This is a genomic window from endosymbiont of unidentified scaly snail isolate Monju (assembly GCF_000801295.1).
Classification (GTDB): domain Bacteria; phylum Pseudomonadota; class Gammaproteobacteria; order Chromatiales; family Chromatiaceae; genus MONJU.
Genome location: NZ_AP012978.1, coordinates 1,772,010 through 1,788,929 on the forward strand (window position 1 = coordinate 1,772,010; position 16,920 = coordinate 1,788,929).

The window sequence follows — 16,920 nt, forward strand, 5'->3', positions numbered from 1 at the left end:
ATTATGCTTGAGCGCTACCCGTACGGGTAAAGCAACAAGACCGACAACAACATGGTGATCAGCGAAACGCGTCCGCATCGAAGGCAAACCGATTCACAACCGCCAAAACAATTGAACCGTTCATTCCACACCAAACGAGCATAGGAGGATATGCGATGCGGAATACCGCAAGACACGCAACCATCGCTCTGTCACTGGCAGCCCTGTTCAGCGCCGCCAGCCTGATGCCCCAGGTTGCCTCGGCGGAGGGCACCAACATGGCCGCCAAGGGCAAAGAGATCGCCTGGAATCGCAAGAAAGGCAACTGCCTCGCCTGTCACGCCATGGCCGGAGGTAATCTGCCTGGTGACATCGGCCCGCCGCTGGTCGCCATGAAGGCCCGCTTCCCTGACCGCAAGAAGCTGTTCGACCAGATCTACGACGCAACCAAACGCAACCCGTCGACGCGCATGCCCCCCTTCGGCAGGCACAAGATCCTGTCGAACGCGGACATCGAGGCCATCGTCGATTACCTGTACACCCCCTGACCGCCGGTCAGAAATACCCTGTTACAAAGTCACTTCGTCCCAGGAGAGTACGCAAGATGAATACCGACATGAAACGCCGAGTCTTCCTGAAAGGCTCCCTGGCCGCGGGCACCGTGGGTGTCGCCGTGAGCGCCGGCCTGCTGGCACCGCAAGCCGTGCTGGCCGCCTGGCCCGAGAAGGCCTTCCATGCCAAGAGCCCCAAGGACGCACTCAACAGCGCCTTCGGCTCGGGCCAGACCCAAGCTTCGGACAAGATCAAGATCAAGGCGCCCGACATCGCCGAGAACGGCGCCGTGGTGCCGGTTACCGTGAAGAGCGATATCCCCGGCATCGAAAGCATCGCCATCCTGGCCTCTGCCAACAACTCCCCGCTGGTCGCTCTGTTCAATCTGAGCCGAAACGCCATGGCGGATGTCTCGACACGCATCAAGATGGGCAAGACCGGTGACGTGATCGCTGTGGTCAAGGCCGGTGGCAAGCTGTATGCCAACCGCAAGGGCGTCAAGGTCACCATTGGTGGCTGCGGCGGCTGACCCCGATCGCCCCCATCGCAACTGCGTAACATATTTCTGAGGTAATACCCAATGGCTAAAAGCTCAATCAAGATTCGCGCAAAGGAAAAGAAGGGCGTGGTTACCGTCAAGTGCCTGATCAGTCATCCGATGGAGACCGGCCTGCGCAAGAACAAGAAGACCGGCAAGCTGATCCCGGCGCACTTCATCCAGGACGTGGTCGCCAAACACAACGACAAGGAAGTGCTCAGCGCACAATGGAGCGGCGGCGTTTCCAAGAACCCCTACCTGGCCTTCAAGTTCAGCGGCGGCAGCAAGGGTGACACCATCACCATCGCCTGGACCGACAACAAGGGCCAGAGCGATTCGAAAAGCGCCAAGATCAAATAACACCCACAAGGCACCACGGCATCATGCCCCTCCGGGGGCATACCAGATCCACTCTGGGAGGAGATTCAAACCCATGAAACCAATGACCGCGATTGCCGCCATCTGTGCCCTTGCGGCCACTGGCGCCTTCGCCGACAAGAAGGCGACTGACACGACGCCGGAAGAAGACCTGAAGACCTACCGGGACTACTTCTTCAAGCGCTTCCCCGGCGTTCCGCTGCAAGAGTATGCCAACGGTGTGTACGCCATTGACAAGACCTCGCGCGACAGCTGGGAGGCCATCGAGGAGTTCCCGCCGTACGAGCCGATGATCGAAGAAGGCGAGACCATGTGGAATACGCCGTTTGCCAACGGCAAGACCTATGGCTCCTGCTTCAACAATGATCCGACCCAACGCAAGAACTATCCGTACTGGGACGACCAGCGCAAGATGGTGGTCACCCTGCCCCTGCCCATCAACGAGTGCCGCACGAAGAACGGTGAGAAGCCCCTGAAATATGCCAAGGGCCCGATCACCCGCCTGCTGGCCTACATGGCCTACGAATCGCGCGGCCAGAAGATCAACGTGAAGATCCCCAACAAGGACGCACTGGCCGCCTACAACAATGGCAAGTCCATCTACTGGGCACGGCGGGGCCAGCTCAATTTCAGCTGCGGCTCCTGCCACGTGCAATCGGCTGGTCAGCACGTCCGTGCCGACATCCTCAGCCCGGCGCTGGGACAGGCCACCGGCTGGCCGGTGTACCGTTCCAAGTGGGGTGAGCTCGGGACCTTCCATCGCCGCTTCAAGGGCTGCATGAAGCAGATGCGTGCCAAGCCCTACAAACCGCAGAGCAAGGAGTTCCGCAACCTGGAATACTTCCTCACCTACATGAGCAACGGCATCGAATACAACGGACCGTCGGCTCGCAAATAGGCAGTCCAGACTTCATCCAGGCAAAAGCCCGGCATCCGCCGGGCTTTTTTTTCGGGCTCCAGGTCAGGATCCTTCAGATCACGATGGCCTTTTCCGGCTCTCCATCGGTCACCTCCGCATCTGCCTCCGATGCGTCGAGAGCCGCCAGCTCGTCATCGTCGAACAGTCCACCCAGATCCTGAGCCAGGGGCTCGTCTGCGAACAGCTCATCGATGCCCTCGGGCTCGACCGCCTCTGTTGCCGTCGCCTCGCTCTTCTCCTCATTCTGGACAGGGACAGCGTCTTCTCCCTCTCCAATATCCAGCATCTCGGTATCGAGTTCAGCGGCCGGACGTGCTGGCAGCTCAGGTTCCCCGGAAACCGCATCGTGCCCGACTTCCTCGACCGAGGACGGTACAGCCTCCGGTGCGGGATCCGAATCCGCGAACATGCTGGAGTATTCGCTGAGCATGCGACTCATGGTCTCCATGGTCACACTCAACTCCTCGGACAAGCGCTTGTTCTCCTGGCGCAAGGCCTCGAGCTCACTGTCGTCCGTCCCGCTCGCCTCACCCGCAGCCCCGCCACCGTGCAACTCGAACCAGGGGGCGAGCGCCGATTGCAGCGCGATATGGAACTGCGCCGCGCTACCGGCGTCACGATCACGATAGACGGTGGCAAAGCGCTGCAGCAATCCCAGCTCCTCGCGCACCATCGCCACCCGGACGCGATCCAGTTCTGCACCCTGCAGGCCCATGCGTTCGGCAAGAAACCTGCCGATAGCCGCCTCGCGCTCGGCGCGCCCGGCGCGCACCGCCGAGATCAGGCGCGCAATGGCCTGGCGGTCACGCCGTGCCATGGCGGAATGCCGTATCCAGTACACCAGCAACAGCACGAACAGCAGCAGGAGGACCTCGCCCCCCGCCAGCATCAGCCAGAACATCAGATCCTTCATGCAGCCTCTCCCTTGGCATCCGCGTCTTCAGCTTCACCCGCCTCTCCCTCGGACAGGGCGTCCTGCGGTGCGACGTCCGCCTCTTCTGCGGTAACGGCATCCGGTTCCGCCTCGGAAAGCTCGGCCTCCACGGCCTCGATCTCCTCGCTCAGGGACACCTCTTCACTATTGCCTCGCCGGCGACGCAGGAACCACCAGGCACCCAGGCCGCCGCCGATCAGCAGCAGGTTGAGGGCACCGAATACCGCTGCGGGCAACACCCATCCTGACTCTTCTTCTGCGGCCGCTTCCTGGACCCCTGCCTCTGCCGGTGGCGCTTCGGGCTGTGCCTGGGTCGATTCGGAGGTCGATTCAGCAGCGGTCGGCGCCGGTTCCTTCGAGGGTTCGACTCCCGGCGCATAGACCGGGCCGTATTCACGGACGATCCGGTTGCCCAGGCGGCTATTGCCCTCGATCTTCAGGTACACCGGCGCGCCGAGGTCGGCCAGCACATAGCCCTTGGCATCCTTCTTCAGCAGCTCGCGCTGGCCATCGATCTGCTGCCAGACGGTGACCGTGGCCCCGTCCTGCATCACCGCGCCGGTGACTTCGACCACCGCCCGCGCCGCATCGCCCTCACCCTCTATCCTGAGCGATGCCGGTTCGTGCACCGCCAGGCGATAACGTTTCTCGCGCACGAAGGTCGGGCTGTCCACGCTGAACAACAGCTCTACCTCGTCGAAGGCGTTCTTCTCGTGATAGCGCACCGCATAGCGCCCGTCCCCCGCCTTGCTGTCGCCATCCCGGCCCTCGTCGTTGAGTCCCAGTGGATCACTGCCGTTGCGGGTGATGGCATCGGCACGCACGTCCAGCAGACGCAGGAAGGCCCGGCGATCGACCAGCTTGCCCTTGTTGCTCAGGTAGGCGCTCAGCAGCAGGTCTTCGCCCACCGCCAGGTGGGCCGGGACCTCGGAGGTCTGCAACTTGAGATCGGTGACGATCATCACCCGGTTGTCGGGATCCACGTCGGCCAGCAGGCGCCACTCTCCCTTCTTCGGCGAGGCGATGGTGATCAGGTCGTACCCCTGATCACGGTACCAGGCCACGCCCGCCACGAGATCGCTGTCGGTATAACGTTCGCCCGCGGGCGAGATCAGCACCGGATCAGGCGACCCGGGCTTGCGGAACAGCAGGATGGTCGCCTCCTTCACACTGGCATCCACAGTGAAGCGATTGTCCTTGAGCGGCACCCCTTCGGGCCGACCGACCTGCTCGAACACCTTGAGGAACACCCGACTGAGCTGTTCCGCGGAATCCACCTGCTGGTACCAGCCGCCGGTCACCTCCGAGAGACGTTTCATCAGGTCATGGTCTGCCCGCTCCGACAGCGCGATGGTATGCACACGGATACCCAGCTGCTTCAGCCGTGGCAGGATCTCGTCGAGAATGCGTTGGCGCGAGGCCGCGCTCTCCCCCGGCTGCTTCGACACATCCACCATGCCGTCGGTCAGCAACACCAGGTGACGGTTGTAACTGGATGAGGGGGCGCTGATATCACGCGTTGCATCACGCAGCACGCGCTCGATGTGGGTGAACTGGCCGGGGGAACGGATCTGCTCCGAGAGCTTCAGTGCGCGTGCCTTCCAGGCCTTGTCCACATCGCCCAGGGGGATCAGGGGATTGCTCCAGCGCGCAAAGGTCCAGACCCCGGCACGGGTGCCCGGCTGCAACAGCCCCACCAGCATGCGCAGCGCCGGCCGCCGCAGATTCTGCGGATCGTTCTGCTTCATGCTGCCCGAGATGTCGATCAGAACCCGCACCTCGTTCTTGTCGGGTGCCGCCCAGGCATGCCATGCCGGCAACAGGCACAGCACGCTCAGCAGCAATCGGGTCCATAGTGCCATGGTCTTCTCCCCGGGCAGCACGCTCTGCCCGCAACAGTCCGGATCTACCGGCATAGCGGCCTGCGAACGCGATTCTTTAGGGAACAAACCGTTGGCAGAGAAGCTCGAGGAAGCACCGGCCACTTCCCCTGCCTGCAGGAAAAGGGCATCCGGTACTGGTTCAGCGCTTCCTGCAAAGAATCAAGTATAGGGGTTGGACTGCCCCGGCACCGCCGGATAGAAACGCCGGTAGGCCCACTGGTACTGGGCCGGCGCGGCGGCGATGCAACACTCCACGTGGCGGTTGAGCGCAACGGCTGCACGCTGTGGATCGGTATCGGCGATGTCTTCGTCGGCCAGGAAATGGCGCATGCGATAGCGGCCGTCGGACTGTCGCTCGGCCCAGGCAAAGAGCACCGGGCTGCCATGACGCGCCGCGAGCCGACCGAGCAGGACCATGGTGGCGCACTCACGGCCGAAGAAGGGGGCGACGGCCGCGGCCGCACCAGCACTCTTGGGTACCTGGTCAGGCAGGATGGCGATCACCTCGCCAGCCTTGAGCGCGCGATTGAGCGCCTTGATGCCGGCGGGCGTGGTCGGCACCATGCGGATACGCGCGATACTCCGGCCCTGGCGCATCAGCGGTTCGAGAAAGGCCTGGCGCGGCGGGCGGTACAGGCCGGTGATCGGCAGGGAGGGATCGATGCCGGCCGAGACCAGCTCCCAGTTGCCATGGTGCGGCATTGCCAGGATCAGTCCCCTGCCCTGCTCTACCAGCTCGCGCATGCGCCCGGGCAGGCCGGCCGGATCGACGCGGTCGGACAGGTCCTCGTCACGCAACCAGATGCGTGGCATCTCGCAGAACGTGATGGCGCTCTCGATCAGGACCTGACGCACCAATGCCTCGCGTTCCGCCACCGGCAGGTGCGGATAGGCGATCGTCAGGTTGGCCCGCACGTTGCGCGCCTCGCGGCCGTTCAGGCGATACAGCAGGCGAGCGACCCCCTGGCCCAGGCGGCGCAAGGCGCCCCAGGGCAGGCGGGCCAGACCTCGCAGGGAGAGGGTGGCGATCCGGGACAGCATCGATATTTCCAATCCACAAAAAGCGGCACAGGCCGCTGAATTCCTCTATAACTCCAACAGACGACCGCAGAACATCCACCTGCACCAGAAGGCACCCATGAACGACCAGACCGACCCTGTCGCCCTCTCACCCCAGCAGGCTTGGGAACTGATGCAACAGGACCCGAGAAGCGTGCTGGTGGACATCCGTTCGACCATGGAATACCTCTTCGTCGGGCACCCCAAGGGGGCGGTTCACGTCCCCTGGATCGACGAGCCCGACTGGGAGGTCAATCCGAACTTCGTCACCGAAATCCGCAAGCTGATGCTCGGCGGCGTGGCGTGCGCCAATGATAGCGGTTGCGCGCCGGTGATTCTCATCTGCCGCAGCGGCAAGCGCTCGCTGGAGGCCGGCCGCGCCCTGCTCGACGCCGGGTTGAAGAACGTCTATCACGTGGACGAAGGCTTCGAGGGCGAACTCGACGAGGAACACCACCGCAGCACCCTGGGCGGCTGGCGCTTCCACGGCCTGCCCTGGGAACAGTGTTGAACCACCACAGCGTACACAGAGATCACAGAGAGATTGCACTTGAGCCCTGTGTCGATACTGCGTCACCCGGATGGAGCGCAGTGGAATCCGGGATCGAATCCCGAACCGGGGATTCCCGGATTCCGGTCTGACGGCATGCATCCGGGTGACCGCTGCCATCGTTGGCCTCTGTGGTGAAGAACAAGGGGCACAAACGCCTCTTCCATGACCATGGGTGTGAGCGACCCGACGGAACCGGCAGCCGTTGCGGCGCTGTTCGACGGCTGACACATCCAGGTTAGAATAGGCCTTTCGTTCCGTCCCGCAGGCGTCTCCCTTGCCGCAGTCCGTGCTCTCCTGTGCCGACCCCCTCGCCGCGCCGCTGGAGCAGGTGCTGGCGCGCTTCGGCCTGCGCGTCGAGCACCTGTCCGACAATGCCCCCATCCCCGGCAGCTTCTGGGGCGAGCCCGAGGCCGGCCTGGTCGGCGAGACCCTCTATGTCCGCCCCGACACCCCGCTGCACTCGGCCCTGCACGAGGCCTGTCACTGGATCTGCATGGACGGACGGCGACGCGCCGCCCTGCACACCGATGCCGGTGGCGACGTGGCCGAGGAGAACGCCGTCTGCTACCTGCAGATACTGCTCGCTGACCACTTTCCCGGCGTGGGTCGTTCCCGCATGCAGGCCGACATGGACGCCTGGGGCTACAGCTTCCGGCTGGGCTCGGCACGCGCCTGGTTCGAGCAGGATGCCGAAGATGCACTGGAATGGCTTTTACGACACGGGATCGTGGATAATGCAATCCGCTTAACCTGGAACAAACGCGACCCGCAGGAACCCCAACGGACCCCATCATGATCAGGAAGTGTCTCTTTCCCGCCGCCGGTTACGGCACCCGTTTTCTTCCCGCCACCAAGGCCATGCCCAAGGAGGTCATGCCCATCGTCAACAAGCCGCTGATCCAGTACGGCGTCGAGGAGGCGCTGGAGGCCGGCATGCACGACATCGCCATCGTCACCGGGCGCGGCAAGCGCGCGCTGGAAGACCATTTCGACGTGAGTTACGAACTGGAGCACCAGATCAACGGCACCGACAAGGAGGCCTATCTCGCCGATATCCGCCGTCTGATGGACCAGTGCACCTTCTCCTACACCCGCCAGAAGGAGATGAAGGGTCTCGGGCACGCCATCCTCACCGGCGAGACCCTGATCGGCCGCGAGCCCTTCGGCGTGATCCTCGCCGACGACCTGTGCGACGGCAACAGCGACGGGGTAATGGCGCAGATGGCGCGCATCTACGCCAAGTACCGCTGCAGCGTGGTGGCCATCGAAGAGGTACCGCAGGACCAGATCGAAAAATACGGCGTGATCGCCGGTTCCGAGATCGAGGACGGCCTGTTCATGATCTCCGACATGGTCGAGAAACCCAGCCCTGAAGAGGCGCCGTCCAATCTGGCCATCATCGGGCGCTACATCCTCACCCCGGACATCTTCGACATCCTGCGCGAGACGCCGCCGGGGCGCGGCGGCGAGATCCAGATCACCGACGCCCTGCTCACCCAGGCGAAACGCAACATGGTGCTGGCCTACAAGTTCAAGGGACGGCGCTTCGACTGCGGCAGCGTGGCCGGTTTCATCGAGGCCACCAACTACTATTACGAACGCATGCGCGACGACGGCTGACCGCCCTCGGGGCGGACACCGACCAGCTCGAAGAACGCCGCGGCCTTGTCCAGCGATTCCTGGAACTCCTCGGTGGCGCGGGAATCGATCACCAGCCCGCCGCCGGCCCAGTAACGCAGCCTCGCGCCCTGCCGCACCAGGGTGCGGATGGCGATGCTGCTCTCGAGGCGGCCGTCGAATCCCAGGTGAAACAGGCTGCCGCAATAGGCCTCACGGCTCACCGGTTCCAGTTCGTCGATGATCTCCATCGCCCGACGCTTGGGCGCGCCGGTGATCGACCCTCCGGGAAACCCGGCGCGCAACAGGTCCACCGCATCGTATCCCGCGGCCAGCCGGCCACGTACCCGGCTCACCAGGTGATGTACACGGGCAAAGGATTCCACCCGGAACAGCTCGGGCACCTCGATGCTGCCCGGCACACACACCCGGCCCAGATCGTTGCGCAACAGGTCCACGATCATCAGGTTCTCTGCCCGGTCCTTGTCGCTGGCCAGCAGGTCGGCGCGCAACTGCGTATCCAGCGCCACATCGCCATGCCGCGGCCGGGTCCCCTTGATCGGCCGGGTGTTCACCACGCCATCGCGCAGCGACAGAAACTGCTCGGGCGAATTGCTCAGCAACTGGAAATCGCCGAAGTCCAGAAAGGCGCCGAAGGGAGCGGGACTCAGCGCGCGCAGACGCCGATACAGACTCCAGGCCGGAACGGCCAGCTCGGCCTCGAAACGATGGGTGAGATTGATCTGATAACAATCCCCCTCGCGCAGGTAGTGTTCTACCCGGGCAAAGGCCGCCTCGTAGGCCGGCCAGGGCAGGCTGTCGGCCACTCCAGCGGCGCTCTCCTGTGAAGCCACGTCCTCCACCGGGGCAGCACTCGCCGCCTGTTCCAGGGTGCGACACAGGGCATCCCAGCGGCGACGCAGCGCCGGATCCCGCCCCTGACCGACCAGCACCGCGCGTTGCAGACGATGATCCAGGATCAGCGCCCAGTCGTAGAGGCCGAAGGCCGCCACCGGCAAATCGTGCGCATGATGCCGGGGCAGGCCCTGCCAGGCGCGCCCCAGTTCGTAACCCAGGTAGCCGACGGCCCCCCCGGCAAAGGGCAGCGCCGGGTCGCCCCCGGCCGGCTGGGCGATCACCTCGCGCAAGGCGCTCGCCACCGCATCGGCCTCATCCCAGGCAAAGCGCAGGCAACGGTGCGGCTCGGCAGTGAGGATGTCGTAACGCCCGCCGCCAATCCCCCCCGCGCTGTCCAGCCAGACAGGACAATCCAGCGCTCTCAGGGCCGCGAACCAGACACCACCGTCCGGTTGGTAAGGCAGTGGATGGTATTTCGGCCAGCTCATCGGACCTGGGGGCTGCGTCGCAACAACAGGCCCCCTTGCCGGGCAGGCCGGGCCGCTTCGTCGAAGAAGAGGGACTCGCTCATGAGATACGCTTTGCTATTAACCCGGCACCAATCCATGTCACTCTCAGCCACCACGAGCGCGCCTGTGGCGAGGCGCCGTGCCGAAAGCAGGGTCATTCCCTGTCGAGGTGCGGCAACGATGTCCACGGGCACGCTCGTGGTGGCTGAGAGTGACATGGATTGGTGCCGGGTTAATACAAGAGGCAGCCGATGATACCCGCAAGCGATCGGATGGAGAAACGTCGCCGTGAAACAGACTGGCAACCGAAACGCGCGGCCTGATCGCCAAGGCGAGCCCAAAAGAAAACGGCCCGCGCCATGAATGACGCGAGCCGTTGATCGATATGGTGGGTCATGCAGGATTCGAACCTGCGACCAACTGATTAAAAGCCAGGCGGACTCGCCATTGCCCCCCGGACTCTCGCCCCCGTGAAGAAGCCCGTTCACGTTGATTCCCCGCCGCACAGTCATTTGCTCCCTCGAAATACGGTTTTCCGAGGGGGCACGCCGGATTTCAAGCAAATTACGACGGTGAATGGCGGTCAGAGTGGGGGCCTTACAACGATCTGACCAGTGCTTCTGGTGATGGGGCGGGCCGAGAACTCAGACCATTTTCAACAACCTGCTAATCCGACGCTAATGCATTTACCCGTCCCGCCCGGCATTCGACCCTGCATATGGGGCCGATTGAGTGGCCTTGCCAGGCCGAAGGAAAGCGACTCTCTGCCCGGTAAGGGTAGACATCGGGCACCTGCCCTACCCGGACCGCTGCCTGTATCTCCCGCCAGGTCTCTGCCCGCAGCAGGTCTGCATGGGTTTCCAGAAAGGCCCTGCGCCAGCGTGGGTCTATCATCAAGAAAGTGCCGAACTCTTCCGGGAAGATATCGTTCTCGGCCACGGCATACCAGGGTTCGGCAGCCATTTCCTGTTCCGGCGTCTGCGGTTCGGGGATACACCGAAAACGGCAGTCTTCGATCGGAACAATCTCGTCGTAATCGTAGAAGATCACTCGGCCGTGGCGGGTCACACCGAAGTTCTTGAGCAGTAGATCGCCCGGGAATATCCCTGCCCCTGCGATCTCCCGCAACGCATTGCCATACTCGCACATTGCCTGGCGCAGCGCCGTATCATCGGCCTGCTCCAGAAAAAGATTCAACGGGTTGAGCCGCCGCTCGATGAAAAGGTGACGAATGACCACCTGGCCTCCCTCGATGCTGACTTTGCTCGGCGCTGCATCCAGCAATTCCTGCAATAACCCAGGATCGAACCGGTCCACCGGGAAGGCTGCATGCGAGAACTCCCAGGTGTCGGCCATCCGCCCAACACGGTCCTGACGCTTGACGAACCGGTATTTGGCAATGACTTCGGCCTCGGTGGTGCGCTTGACCGAGGGGAATCGATCGCGGATCACCTTGAAGACATAGGGATAGGACGGCAGCGTGAACACCAGCATTACCATCCCGGTGGTCCCAGGCGCCACCTGGAGGCGGTCACTGGAATTGCGCAGATGGTCCAGGAAATCGCGATAGAACTCCGCCTTGCCCTGCTTGTGGAAGCCGATGGCCGTGTAGAGATCGGCCGCGGACTTTCCCGGCAGGCAAGACAAGAGAAAGCGCACCACCGCAGAGGGCACTTCACAATCGGCCATGAAATAGGCCCGCGCAAAGCTGAACACGTTGGCGACATCGTCCGGCTCGGTGACCAGTGCATCGACCCGCACCCTGCCCCCATGCGTTCTCAGCAAGGGCAGTACGAAGGGGTGCCGCGCGTTGCCGTTGATCACCCTTCCGACCACGTAGGCGGCCTTGTTGCGATAGAAGACCGAACGCAGCACCTGGACCTGGAAGTGCCGAGTCAAGCCCTCGGAGGGGATTGGCAGCCGGCTCACAGCGCGCAGCAGATGGCAAAGATCACGTCGTCGGTTCTCGTAGGGCAGACCCGGATCGATATCCCGCAACAGCCTGTCGAGCGCGGTAGCCCACCCTTCCTGGGTAGGGTAATAGCTCCGGTAGGCCGGCACTTCTCCCTCGATCCGCTCGGTGGAAACCGCGGGGCGGACGAAGATATGATCGTTGTTGTAGTAACGCCGGTGAAACAGGCCCACGAACACCGAATTGTAGAAGGTCTCGGCCAGCTCGGGCTGGCGATGACCATACAGCAACCCCAGGTACTGGAACTTGATCTCCTGCCATAGTTCATGGTCGGCCGCGCGCAGGCCGTAATGTTCACGCAACAGGGCGATTGCCTCTCGCACCCGCTGATCATAAAGGCTGATGCGCCGCGCACTGTCTTCCCTGGCCGCCTGCCAATCGCCCTCGATAAAGTACTGACGGGCCCGCTGCGTGGTTTCGCGGAAGATCCGAAAGTGACGGTCGAACGCCTCGAGGATGGCCTGTGCGATGGCACGCGCCCGGGCTAGCTGGCCCGGGCCTTGGGTTTCCGGGAAACTGCCTGGATCACCCGACACGACATCGGGCCTGGACGATCCGAGCAGGTAGCGCGTCATCGACCTTGCCCGGTTCAGGCGAACTGGGCCTCTTCGGTTGATCCGGCAAGCGCGGTCACCGACGAGGCTCCGCCCTGGATGACCGTGGTGATGTCATCGAAGTAACCAGCACCCACCTCCTGCTGATGGGAGACGAAGGTATAACCCCTATCGCGGGCGGCAAACTCAGGCTCCTGGACCTTTTCCACATAGTGCTTCATGCCCTGTCCCCGGGCATAGTCGTACGCCAGGTCGAACATGTTGAACCACATGTTGTGGATACCGGCCAGGGTGATGAATTGATACTTGTAGCCCATGTCCGACAACTCGTCCTGGAAGCGCGCAATGGTGGCTTCGTCGAGGTTCTTCTTCCAGTTGAACGACGGCGAGCAGTTGTAGGCAAGCAGTTTGTTCGGGTTCTCGGCCAGCACCGCCTGGGCAAACTCCCGGGCAAAGCCCAGGTCGGGGGTGCCAGTCTCGCACCAGACCAGGTCCGCATACGGCGCGTAGGCCAGGCCGCGCGAGATGGCCTGCTCGAGACCGTTCCTGACGCGGTAGAAGCCCTCTGCGGTACGCTCGCCGGTGAGGAAGGGGCGGTCATAGTCATCTACATCCGAAGTCAACAGGTTTGCTGCCTCCGAGTCGGTCCGGGCCAACAGCAAGGTCGGCACACCCATCACATCCGCCGCCAGGCGCGCCGCAATCAGTTTCTGCACCGCCTCTTGGGTGGGCACCAGCACCTTGCCTCCCATGTGGCCACACTTCTTCACCGCGGCCAGTTGGTCCTCGAAATGTACGCCGGCGGCACCATTGGCGATCATGTTCTTCATCAGCTCATAGGCATTGAGCACGCCACCGAAGCCGGCTTCGGCATCTGCCACGATGGGCAGGAAGTAATCGATGTAGCCCTCTTCACCGGGCCCAATGCCCCGTGACCACTGGATCTCGTCGGCACGTTTGAAGGCATTGTTGATGCGCCTGACCATGGTCGGTACCGAATCGTAGGCATACAGCGACTGGTCGGGATACATGGTCTCGGAAGTATTGGCGTCTGCTGCTACCTGCCAGCCGGACAGGTAGATGGCCTCTATCCCGGCTTTCGCCTGCTGCACGGCCTGGCCGCCAGTCAGGGCGCCGAGACAGTTCACGTAACCCTTCTTGGCCCCACCGTGCAACAGATCCCAGAGCTTGCGCGCACCGTTCTGGGCATAGGTGTGTTCCGGTTGTACCGATCCACGCAGGCGCACCACATCCTCGGCCGTGTAACCACGCTTTACGTCTTTCCAGCGCGGGTTCTCCGCCCAGTCCTTTTCCAGTGCGGCGATCTGCTCCTGTCTACTCTTCATCGGGGTTGCTCCTCTGGTCTATGTCGATATTGATGATGAAGGGGAGTCCCGGCGTCACCGGCGGGGCTTCCTTTTGCCGGAAAAGAAACTAATCCATCGTTTGTATTTTCCAATCCAATTGTTTCAATAAAAACTATTTAACCCATTAATGATTCCCTGAGAGATCAGAAGAAAATGCCCCCTACTACAACCAGAACCGCCTCAAAACTGCGCGCTTTCTGCACGTGGCGCCGTGCGGCAGCATCACCGAGGCCGCGGAGAACTTGTTCCTCGGTCACACTGCAGTTGAACGCAAGAAGGTGGCCCTGGAGGCCGCGGCTGGGAGGTGACAAAGAAGTACGTGGAACTCGACCTGGGCATCTCCATCATCACCGATGTGTGCCTCACCAACACCGACAGACTCGCGGTGAAACCTTTGGGAAAATACTCTCCCGCGCGCTCCCATGACTTCATCTCGCACCACGGAACGTCCCTGTCACCAGCGGTGGCGCGCTGTATCGACGTGTTGCGCGAATACTCCGCTGACAGGATTCGTCTGAGGCGAGACGGTGCGCCAATTGCTGACTCAATCGGCGCGACGCACCGAAATTCCGTCGGCATCAGCATAGATCCAGTCACCGGGCGAAACGGTGACGCCAGCGAAGGCCAGGGTCACCCGGGTCTCGCCACGCCCCGCCTTGACGCTTTTACGCGGATGAGTGCCTCGGGCCTTTACGCCCAACGGCAATTTGGCCAGTGCTACCGAGTCCCTCACGCAGCCGTTGACGATGACGCCAGCCCAGCCATTCCGGACCGCCAGCTCGCCCAACATGTCTCCCAGCAGGGCACACTGGGTGGAATTGCCACCATTGACCACCAGCACCCGGCCATCGCCCGACTGTTCCAGCATTTCCCGGACCTTGCTGTTGTCGTCGTTGCAGCGAACGGTTGCGGCCGGTCCCTGAAAGCTTTCCATGCCGCCGTAATTCAGCCAGGGCGGCGCCATCACCTGAACCTTGTCACCCAGTTCATCGCTCAAATCGGCAGTGGCCAGCACATCGACCTTCATCATTGCTCCTCCCTTCATGGTAAGAAACAGAGCATATGCCACTGCCCGCGCAAGACAGGCGCCTATTGAAAAAAACAATGCGCCAGCCACCAGCAGAAAATCTAGGCTTTCTATGTCAAACAAACACCGGGCATTTCCACCATGAACAGACCCGACTACATCGTGAAAGCCGACCTTCGAATAGACCGAAGACTGCTTGAATTCATCGAGCGGGAGGCTCTGCCAGGCACGGGCATCGACCCGGAAGACTTCTGGACTGGCCTGCAGCATATCGTCGCGCGATTCGCGCCACTCAATCGCCAACTGTTGCGCCGGCGCAATGAATTGCAGCACCGGATCGACGAATGGCACCTCAACAACCCGTTTGATCCTGTCGCGTACCGGAATTTCCTCGAGGAGATCGGTTACCTGGTACCGGAAGGCGAAGACTTCGAGATCAGCACGCAAAACGTGGACCCCGAGATCGCCACCCTGGCAGCGCCGCAGCTGGTGGTCCCGGTCAACAATGCACGCTATTCCCTGAATGCCGCCAATGCGCACTGGGGCTCGCTCTACGACGCCATCTACGGCAGCGACATGCTGCCCCAGGTTCCTGCGAAAACGACCGACCGCGTCGACGAGAACCGCGCCCGGGCCGTCATCGCCTATGTCCGGGACTTCCTGGACCGCCATCTACCGCTGCGAGATGCCTCGCATCACGAGGTGACCGGTTGGTCGATCATCGATGGAGACCTGGTTGCCAGCACCGACAACAATGGGGGGGAAAGGCTCGTCTCGCCCGAGCAATTTGCAGGCTATCTCGGTGAACCGGCACAACCGTCGGCTTTGCTGTTCCGCCACCACGGCCTGCACATCGAGCTGCGTATCAACCGCGACCACCCTGTCGGGGCGCTCGATCGCGCCGGCATCGCAGACGTCCAGCTGGAGGCCGCCGCCACCGTGATCCAGGACTGCGAGGACTCGGTCGCAGCCGTGGACGGTGAAGACAAGACCCTGGTCTACCGCAACTGGCTGGGACTGATGAAAGGCGATCTTTCCGCGCCGGTGACCAAGGGCGGTCGCAGCTTCAACCGCACCCTGCATCCGGACCGCCAGTACACGGCACCGGACGGCGGCACCCTCACGCTCAAGGGCCGCGCCCTGATGCTGGTACGCAACGTTGGCCACCTCATGACCACGCCAGCGGTGCTCGATGCGGAGGATCGGGAGATCCCGGAGGGCATTCTCGATGCCCTGATCACCAGCCTGATCGCTCTGCACGACCTGCAGGGCAACGGGCGCTGGCGTAACTCGCAGACCGGCTCGGTCTATATCGTCAAGCCCAAGATGCACGGCCCTGACGAGGTCGCCTTCACGGTACAACTGTTCGGCGCAGTCGAAGATGTCCTTGGCCTGCCACGCAACACGATCAAGCTCGGCCTGATGGACGAGGAACGCCGCACCACCCTCAACCTGAAGGAATGCATCCGCCAGGCCCGCGAACGGCTCATCTTCATCAACACCGGCTTCCTGGATCGCACCGGCGACGAGATCCACACCGACATGCAAGCCGGCCCCATGGTGCGCAAGGCCGACATGAAGACCCAGCCCTGGATGCGGGCCTACGAGGACTGGAACGTCGACATCGGCCTCGCCTGCGGCCTGTCCGGGCGTGCCCAGATCGGCAAGGGCATGTGGGCCATGCCCGACGAGATGGCGGCCATGGTGGAACAGAAGATCGCCCATCCCCAATCGGGTGCCAACACGGCCTGGGTGCCCTCCCCCACCGCAGCGGTATTGCATGCCATGCACTACCACGAGGTGGACGTGTGGGCCGAGCAGGAACGCATACGCCAACGGCCGCGGGCAAGGGTGGAAGACCTGCTGACCCTGCCCCTCGCCGATCCTTGCGAATGGACACCGGAAGAGATCCAGCAGGAACTGGACAACAACTGCCAGGGCATCCTGGGCTATGTGGTGCGCTGGGTACAGCAGGGCGTGGGCTGTTCCAAGGTGCCGGATATCCGCGACGTCGGGCTGATGGAAGACCGGGCCACGTTGCGCATCTCCAGCCAGCACATTGCCAACTGGCTCTATCACGGCGTGGTCAGCGAGCGCCAGGTGATGCTAACCCTGCGGCGCATGGCCGAGGTGGTCGACCGACAGAACGCGGATGACCCCAACTACCGCCCCATGGCGCCCGTGAACCGCCCCGGATATTCCGGAGACTGTTTTGTTTGAG

At 62.8% G+C, this 16,920-nt stretch carries 15 protein-coding genes; 8 read left to right on the forward strand and 7 right to left on the reverse strand.

The genetic code is table 11. From position 1 onward, the window contains the following. Positions 1-155: 155 nt before the first annotated feature. The 4 genes from soxX (at position 156) to soxA (ending at position 2,345) form a co-directional block, all read left to right on the forward strand. Entirely contained in the window at positions 156-527 is a 372-nt protein-coding gene (soxX, locus tag EBS_RS08505) for a sulfur oxidation c-type cytochrome SoxX (protein WP_043108248.1), read from the forward strand. 56 nt (positions 528-583) lie between these two features. Further along, entirely contained in the window at positions 584-1,060 is a 477-nt protein-coding gene (soxY, locus tag EBS_RS08510) for a thiosulfate oxidation carrier protein SoxY (RefSeq protein WP_043108249.1), read from the forward strand. A 51-nt stretch (positions 1,061-1,111) separates the two neighbouring features. After that, entirely contained in the window at positions 1,112-1,429 is a 318-nt protein-coding gene (soxZ, locus tag EBS_RS08515) for a thiosulfate oxidation carrier complex protein SoxZ (RefSeq protein WP_043108250.1), read from the forward strand. 73 nt (positions 1,430-1,502) lie between these two features. Continuing rightward, on the forward strand, positions 1,503-2,345 hold the full coding sequence (soxA, locus tag EBS_RS08520; RefSeq protein WP_043108251.1) for a sulfur oxidation c-type cytochrome SoxA: 843 nt from the start codon (positions 1,503-1,505) through the stop codon (positions 2,343-2,345). A 73-nt stretch (positions 2,346-2,418) separates the two neighbouring features. Here the strand turns inward: soxA and EBS_RS08525 are convergent, their stop codons facing one another. From EBS_RS08525 to EBS_RS08535, 3 genes are all read right to left on the reverse strand, one after another. Beyond that, complete coding sequence (locus EBS_RS08525) at positions 2,419-3,279, reverse strand: hypothetical protein (protein ID WP_043108252.1); 861 nt, start codon at positions 3,277-3,279, stop codon at positions 2,419-2,421. After that, a complete protein-coding gene (locus EBS_RS13015) occupies positions 3,276-5,162 on the reverse strand; it encodes a VWA domain-containing protein (RefSeq protein ID WP_171816221.1) in 1,887 nt (628 codons plus the stop codon). Before EBS_RS13015 ends, EBS_RS08525 begins: the two co-directional genes overlap by 4 nt. A gap of 180 nt (positions 5,163-5,342) precedes the next feature. Further along, positions 5,343-6,224 carry a lysophospholipid acyltransferase family protein gene (locus tag EBS_RS08535; RefSeq protein WP_043108253.1) on the reverse strand — a complete coding sequence of 294 codons (882 nt, stop codon included), beginning with the start codon at positions 6,222-6,224 and terminating at the stop codon, positions 5,343-5,345. Positions 6,225-6,321: 97 nt separating this feature from the next. Here EBS_RS08535 and EBS_RS08540 point away from each other — a divergent pair, with 97 nt between their 5' ends. The 3 genes from EBS_RS08540 to galU all read left to right on the forward strand — a co-directional run bounded on the left by EBS_RS08540 (position 6,322) and on the right by galU (position 8,415). Continuing rightward, positions 6,322-6,753: a rhodanese-like domain-containing protein gene (locus EBS_RS08540; RefSeq protein ID WP_043108254.1), complete on the forward strand. Its 432-nt coding sequence runs from the start codon at positions 6,322-6,324 to the stop codon at positions 6,751-6,753. 316 nt (positions 6,754-7,069) lie between these two features. Further along, positions 7,070-7,591 (forward strand): hypothetical protein, encoded by a 522-nt coding sequence (locus EBS_RS08545; protein ID WP_043108256.1) that lies wholly within the window; start codon positions 7,070-7,072, stop codon positions 7,589-7,591. Continuing rightward, positions 7,588-8,415, forward strand: coding sequence for a UTP--glucose-1-phosphate uridylyltransferase GalU (galU, locus tag EBS_RS08550; RefSeq protein WP_043108257.1), 828 nt, complete (start codon positions 7,588-7,590; stop codon positions 8,413-8,415). Before EBS_RS08545 ends, galU begins: the two co-directional genes overlap by 4 nt. Here galU and pabB read toward each other — a convergent pair. The 4 genes from pabB to rraA form a co-directional block, all read right to left on the reverse strand. Next, on the reverse strand, positions 8,388-9,758 hold the full coding sequence (pabB, locus tag EBS_RS08555) for an aminodeoxychorismate synthase component I (RefSeq protein ID WP_043108259.1): 1,371 nt from the start codon (positions 9,756-9,758) through the stop codon (positions 8,388-8,390). The two genes, galU and pabB, sit on opposite strands and share 28 nt — an antisense overlap. A gap of 687 nt (positions 9,759-10,445) precedes the next feature. Then, positions 10,446-12,326 carry a bifunctional isocitrate dehydrogenase kinase/phosphatase gene (aceK, locus tag EBS_RS08565; RefSeq protein ID WP_081999892.1) on the reverse strand — a complete coding sequence of 627 codons (1,881 nt, stop codon included), beginning with the start codon at positions 12,324-12,326 and terminating at the stop codon, positions 10,446-10,448. A 14-nt stretch (positions 12,327-12,340) separates the two neighbouring features. Then, the gene (gene aceA / locus EBS_RS08570) at positions 12,341-13,651 is read right to left on the reverse strand and encodes an isocitrate lyase (protein WP_043108263.1); all 1,311 of its coding nucleotides are present in this window, start codon (positions 13,649-13,651) and stop codon (positions 12,341-12,343) included. A gap of 565 nt (positions 13,652-14,216) precedes the next feature. Beyond that, complete coding sequence (gene rraA, locus EBS_RS08575) at positions 14,217-14,717, reverse strand: ribonuclease E activity regulator RraA (protein WP_331711267.1); 501 nt, start codon at positions 14,715-14,717, stop codon at positions 14,217-14,219. A gap of 123 nt (positions 14,718-14,840) precedes the next feature. Between rraA and EBS_RS08580 the strand changes: the two genes are divergently transcribed. Beyond that, the gene (locus EBS_RS08580; RefSeq protein ID WP_052199435.1) at positions 14,841-16,919 is read left to right on the forward strand and encodes a malate synthase G; all 2,079 of its coding nucleotides are present in this window, start codon (positions 14,841-14,843) and stop codon (positions 16,917-16,919) included. Position 16,920 lies beyond the last annotated feature (1 nt).